This window comes from Brevibacterium sp. LS14, from assembly GCF_012027885.1.
Classification (GTDB): Bacteria; Actinomycetota; Actinomycetes; order Actinomycetales; family Brevibacteriaceae; genus Brevibacterium; species Brevibacterium casei.
Window position 1 is genome coordinate 24,493 of record NZ_SJXG01000040.1, and the last position, 6,000, is coordinate 30,492.

A 6,000-nucleotide genomic window follows, 5' to 3' on the forward strand; every position below is an offset into this window, starting at 1 on the left:
AGGCTCGCGCACATGGACACCTCGATCGATGTCTCGGAGTACCGCCTCACCGGTTTCGCCCACGGCGGCGGCTGTGCGTGCAAGATCCCCCCGGGCGAGCTCGAGGACGCCGTCCGCGGCCTCACCGGGCAGACGAACCCGCAGGTCATCGTCGGTCTCGACGACGGCGATGACGCTTCAGCGGTGCGGATCCGCGACGACCTCGCAGTGCTGAGCACAGCCGACTTCTTCACCCCCGTCGTCGACGATGCCTACGACTGGGGGCGGATCGCGGCGGCGAACGCGCTCTCGGACATCTACGCGATGGGCGGGACCCCGGTCACGGCGATCAACCTCGTCGGGTGGCCGCGCGAGGTCCTGCCGTTCGAGCTGCTCACCGAGGTGCTCCGCGGAGGCCTCGACGTCGCCGCCGAGGCGAACTGCCCCGTCGCCGGCGGTCATTCGATCGACGACCCCGAGCCGAAGTACGGCATGGCCGTCACCGGGGTCGCCCATCCCGAGGCGATCATGCGCAACGACGCCGCCGAGGCGGGACTGCCGATCACCCTGACGAAGCCGATCGGCGTCGGGATACTCAACAATCGACACAAGCAGACCGGAGAGGTCTTCCCCGAGGCGATCGCGACGATGACGGAACTCAACGCATCCGCGTCCCGGGAGGCCGTAGCCGCAGGCGTCCGCGCGGCCACCGACGTCACCGGCTTCGGACTCCTCGGCCACCTCTTCAAGATGGGGCGGGCCTCGGGGGTCGGTGCGGTCATCGACACGGCAAAGGTCCCCCGCCTCGGCGGGGTCGATGAGTCGATCGCGGCAGGATTCGTCTCCGGCGGCACCCGCCGCAACCTCGACTGGGTGCGCCCGCACCTGATGACCGACGACACCGTCACCGAGGACGATCTCCTCCTCCTCGCCGATGCGCAGACGTCCGGCGGCCTCCTCGTCGTCGGCGAGCTGCCCGGCTATCCCGTCATCGGCGAGACCGTCGCCGGGTCGGGCATCACCGTCCGCTGAGGAGAACGATGGCGACGACCCTGCCCAAGGACTTCCGAGAGTACGGCGATGCGTATTCCCTGATCGAGCTTCAGGAGATCTTCGAGTCTCGGCCCCTCGATGCCCGCGGCGGATACCGCAAGCAGACGGCTCTCGCCTACAGCACCGTCACCGCCGAGGTCGTCACCTGGCTGCTCGACCACGGTGCGGACATTGAGGCCGAAGACCAGTTCAGCGCGTCGCCGCTGGTGACGCGCGCAGCGGAGGGTGACCTCGAGATCGTCGACCTGCTCATTAAGCGCGGGGCGGACCCGATCAGAGCCGGAAGCAGGCACACGCCGCTGTGTGCGGCAGCGGCCAACCACCGCGCCGACGTCGTCGCCCTGCTCCTCGAGCGGGGGGGCAACCCTGACCGAGACGGACCCGCTCGGGTGGACGGCACTCGACCTCGCCGCCATCCGCTGCGAACCGTCGAAGGTCGAACGAGGACTGCCCGTCGTCCGGCTCCTCGCCTCCCGGGGCGGAACCTTGAGCGAGGACGCTCGCCCGTATCTGCGCAAGGCGATGACGACGCTGTACCGGTACCAGGCCGCCGGCAATGCTCGTATCGCGACGGTCGACGCTATGACAGATCTCCTTGAGATGTTCGATATCGACCTGCCTGCACGCCCTCGCGTGCTCGCCGGCGGCGAGGCGATCACCGTCACTACCTCGGGATGGAAGAAGCAGTTCTCAGAACTGTGGGGGATCCTTGTGCCGGGCTCCGGACCCTCCGCGAGTGTGCAGGGTGAGGTCATCCGCATCGCCGGTCGGATCGGTCATGAGATCCTCGACAACGGCGGGGCGAACTGGGATCGCGACTTCGCGGCGATGGCGACGGCATTCTCCCGGCATGTGCGGAGCGGGGTGCCGCTTTCGGACGATGGTCTGCGCGCCGTCGATGCCGCGCTCGACCAGGTCCGGGGCGGTGGGATCTCGGAGCAGGCTGTCGACACGCTCACCGAGCAGAGCGTGGCCTGGGTCCTCGTCAACCCCGAGCGCCGTCCCCTGGACACGCCCGACTACCTCCGCTGAACGCGTTCACCCAGTCGTCGGGCTCCCGAAAGCCGGCCCGCGCGCTCCCTCACTCCACCCGCGCTTCGATGCCGGCGATGATGATGTCGAGGCCGCGGCGGTAGAGCAGTTCGTTGCGCTCAGTCCCCGTCGGATGTGCGGCGATGAGGTCGGTGAGCGGGGAGTCCTCGTCGTCGGGGGCGAAGATCTCCGTCGGTGAGAGCGCATCGATCGCGACCCCGAACGCGAAGGCGTCGAGAACCTCGACGGTCGAGAGGACCTCGCCCTCGGGCAGCCCCGCCCGCTTGAGAGCAGAGACGAGGGATTCGTAGAGGCGCAGGGTCTGCGGTTCTTCGATGGTCACGCCGAGGAGGTGGATCATCACCCGCGGATGGTCGGCGTAGAGGCGCCACAGCGAGCCGACCCCCGCGCGCACCGCGTCCTGCCACGTGTCCCCGTCCGGCGTCGGCAGCACGTACTGGCCGCTGAGAACCTCGCGCATCGCGTGGACGATCCCCTCCCGCCCGTCGACGTGGTGGTAGAGCGAGGAGAGGCTGACCCCGAGCCGCTTCGCGAGCGGCTGGATCTTGAGCTCCTGCCCGGAGTCGAGCATCTCGATCGCGGCGAGCGCGATCTTCTCTCGGCTCAGCAGCGGTGAGGTCGGACGTGCCATCGAGTGCTCTTTCCCGGGTCGAGGTCGGCAGTGGCTGGTCTGCAGTGGCTGGTCGGCGCCGATGGATTGACATCGACGGGTGTGGCATGCACCATACTAGTTAACCGAAAACATTTCGGTTAACTGAGTTTCTGGCAAAGGGGCCGTCCATGACTTCACCGACACCGACCCAGGCGAGCACCGTCGACGATCCGCGCGTGCCGCTGGGACTGCGCAACGGCGCGGCGATCTTCCTCGTCTCGCTCGCCGGTCTGATGATGGCCAATCTCGCCCCGCTCATCATGTCGGTCCTCGAGGACGTCGGCTTCGACGTCATCGCCTCCGGCAACATCCTCACGTGGGCGCTGCTCGCCTCGGCGGTCGTCGGCCTCGCCACCTCGCGGTTCGCCTCCGGCCCCCACCGTCGCACGCTCGCCTCGATCGGGCTCATCGTCGCGATCATCGGCTTCCTCGTCGCCGCCTTCGCAGGCTCCCCGGGCGCGGTGGTCACCGGCTTCATCATCGGCGGGGCCGGGGTCGGCACAGCGATCTCGAGCTCGGGCGCGGCGATCGCGGCCGTCCGCAATCCCAACCGGGTGAGCGCGACGAGCGGGGTCGTCAACCGTCTCCTCGTCATGGTCGTCCTCGCCCTCATCCCCACCATCGGGCTCGCCCAGATCACCGTCTTCGGTGCCCTCGCCCTGCTCGCGGCGATCAGCCTCGCCGTGACCGTGTGGCTGCCCGACACCCCCGACTACTCGACCGCAGACATCGTCGCCGAGGCGCCCGCCGGGTCCCGCACGCCGCGCACGGTCATGCTCGCCGGCATCGGCGTCCTCATCGTCTTCCCTGTGTGGGGCACGAGCGAGGACTCCGTGTGGACGCTCGCACCCGTCCTCGGCAACGCCGTCGGTCTGAGCGAGCAGAGCCTCGGCTTCGCGCTCAGCGCCGCCGCCGGCGTCGGGGCCGCGGCGATGCTCGTCGTCACCCTCCTCGGCACCCGGATCGGACGGGCTGTGCCGCTCGCCGCTGCCCTCCTCCTCGGCGGGATCACGAAGATCTGGATCGGGATGACCACGGATGCGCTCACCCTCGCCGTCCTCATCGTCGTCGTCAACACGATCTACGCGTTCGCGTTCGTCCTCTTCATCGCCACCGCCGCGGGCCTCGACGCGCGCGGCAGCTGGTCGGGTCCCCTCATCGGCGCCTACATCGTCGGGTCGAGCTTCGCCCCGATCATCGGCGCGTGGGTGATCGAGTCCGTCGGCATCCCGAACTTCGGCCTCATCATGGGCATCGTCAGCTTCGTCGTCATCCTCCCGACCGTGTGGATCGCCCGCGTCTCCACCCGCGTCGAACGCACGCTCAGCCACCTCGGCGAGAATCCCGCCTGACCGCGCCCGCCGTCCCCGCACCTCGCCCCCTACGGAAGGACATCATGACCACCGTCTTCGCCAACGCCACCGTCTTCACCGGGGATGAGCACTCCCCCCTCGCCGAGGCGGTCGCCCTCGACGCCGGCCGTGTCCTCGCCGTCGGGGACCGGGAGTCCGTCGTCGCGGCGGCCGGGCCCGACGCCGAGGTCACCGACCTCGGCGGGGCACTCGTCACCCCCGGCATCGTCGAGGCGCACACGCACCTCGCGATGTTCGGCCAGGCGCTCGACAAGGTCCAGCTGCGGGACTGCACGAGCCTCGAGCAGATCCAGGACCGGCTCCGACAGGCACGGAAGGAGCAGCCGGATGCGGAGTACCTCCTCGGCGCGAGCTGGATGTTCGAAGCCGTGCCGGGCGGGGAGCCGACCGCGGCGATGATCGACGAGGCGGTCGGCGACATCCCCGTCGTCCTCGATTCCAACGACGTCCACTCGACGTGGGTGAACACGGCCGCGCTTGAGGCGATGGGCATCGACGCGACGACGCCGGATCCACCCGGCGGCCGGATTGTCCGCGACGGCACGGGGGCGGCGACCGGGTTCTTCCTCGAGAGCGCGGCGATCGAGTACGTCTGGGCCTACCTCGATGAGATCACCACCGACGAGGACCGGGATCGGTTCCTCGACCTCGCGTTCGCGACCTACCTCGAGACCGGGGTGACGGCGGCGACGGATATGGCTCTCGGTGAGACCGAGCTCGCGACGTTCCTCCGCCGGCTCGAGCGCGACGGCCGGCTGCCTTTTCCTGTGAGCGCGCACTGGCTGCTCCGACCGACCGGTGATCCAGAGGCTGACCTTGCCGCCGTCGCCCGCGCCGCCGAGGTGCGCGACCTCGTCGCCGAGCGGTTCGACACGGACTCGTTCCGGATCACCGGGGTGAAGTTCATCCTCGACGGGGTCATCGATGCGTGCACCGCGGCGATGCGCGCACCGTACGCGGACGGGTCGAATGCCGAGCCGATCTGGTCGTTCGAGACCGCCGCACCGGTGGCGGTGGCCGCGGACGCCGCAGGTCTGCAGCTGGCCATGCACGCGATCGGGGATCGGGCGAGCGAGATCGCGCTCGACCTCGTCGAGGAGTGTGTGCGGGTCAACGGCCCGAAGATCCGGACTCCGCGCATCGAACACCTCGAATCGTGCACGGAGGCGACGATCCGGCGCATGGCGGCCCTCGGGGTCACCGCGTCGATGCAGCCGGTCCACTGCGATCCGGCGATCATGGGCAATTGGAAGGCGATGCTCGGCGACGAGCGTGCGGAGACGGGTTTCCCGTGGCAGAGGTTCCGGGAGGCGGGAGTGCCGATCGCACTCGGCACCGACGCTCCGACCGCGCCCCATGAGGCCGCCCACAATCTCTTCATCGCCCTGACCACGCGCTCGGCTCTCGAACCCGGGCCCGCCGAGTACCATCCCGAGCGTGCCTTCACGCCCGCGCAGGCGCTCGACGGGCTGACCCGGGCCGGGGCGCAGGCGGGCGGCTTCACCGACGGCGTCGGCGAGATCGTGCCCGGCGGACGGGCGAATCTCATCGTCGTCAGCGTCGACCCGTTCACCGGCGCCCGCGACGAACTCCTCGACTCCCGTGTGCTGCAGACGATCGTCGACGGCGACGTGCTCTGGCGGGGCCCCGCGGTCGAGGTGTAGGGAGCGCAGAAGCGACGGGCGGGTTGGTCGTACCGCTCCTGGGAGGACGTGGCGCTTCTGGGAGGACGTGGCGCTGGGGGTAGGTCGTGATGCCCAGGGTGCCTCTCGGCGACCCCCGTCAAGCACCCTGTCGGTGCAGCCGCACAAACAACCCGTGCACCGCTCGGATTAGGCGCTCAGGGTTGTTCGTGCGCAACCACGCGGAGGACGTGGCGTTCCGCCGCGG

Annotated in this window: 6 protein-coding genes; 5 read left to right on the forward strand and 1 reads right to left on the reverse strand. The window is 69.6% G+C overall.

What is annotated here, in order from left to right; all coding sequences use genetic code 11:
• The first annotated feature begins 12 nt into the window (after window positions 1–12).
• From selD to EZE58_RS06140, 3 genes are read left to right on the forward strand one after another with little or no spacing between them, the layout of a single operon-like run.
• Complete coding sequence (gene selD / locus EZE58_RS06130; protein ID WP_063250355.1) at window positions 13–1,011, forward strand: selenide, water dikinase SelD; 999 nt, start codon at window positions 13–15, stop codon at window positions 1,009–1,011.
• A gap of 8 nt (window positions 1,012–1,019) precedes the next feature.
• Entirely contained in the window at window positions 1,020–1,631 is a 612-nt protein-coding gene (locus tag EZE58_RS06135) for an ankyrin repeat domain-containing protein (protein ID WP_167560098.1), read from the forward strand.
• Window positions 1,615–2,064, forward strand: coding sequence for a hypothetical protein (locus tag EZE58_RS06140; protein WP_167560099.1), 450 nt, complete (start codon window positions 1,615–1,617; stop codon window positions 2,062–2,064). The genes EZE58_RS06135 and EZE58_RS06140 overlap by 17 nt, the downstream gene beginning before the upstream one ends.
• Window positions 2,065–2,113: 49 nt before the next feature.
• Here the strand turns inward: EZE58_RS06140 and EZE58_RS06145 are convergent, their stop codons facing one another.
• Window positions 2,114–2,716 (reverse strand): TetR/AcrR family transcriptional regulator C-terminal domain-containing protein, encoded by a 603-nt coding sequence (locus tag EZE58_RS06145; protein ID WP_144587756.1) that lies wholly within the window; start codon window positions 2,714–2,716, stop codon window positions 2,114–2,116.
• 149 nt (window positions 2,717–2,865) lie between these two features.
• Between EZE58_RS06145 and EZE58_RS06150 the strand changes: the two genes are divergently transcribed.
• Complete coding sequence (locus EZE58_RS06150; RefSeq protein WP_063250358.1) at window positions 2,866–4,089, forward strand: MFS transporter; 1,224 nt, start codon at window positions 2,866–2,868, stop codon at window positions 4,087–4,089.
• Window positions 4,090–4,133: 44 nt separating this feature from the next.
• On the forward strand, window positions 4,134–5,774 hold the full coding sequence (locus tag EZE58_RS06155) for an amidohydrolase (RefSeq protein WP_144587758.1): 1,641 nt from the start codon (window positions 4,134–4,136) through the stop codon (window positions 5,772–5,774).
• The last annotated feature ends 226 nt before the right edge of the window (window positions 5,775–6,000 follow it).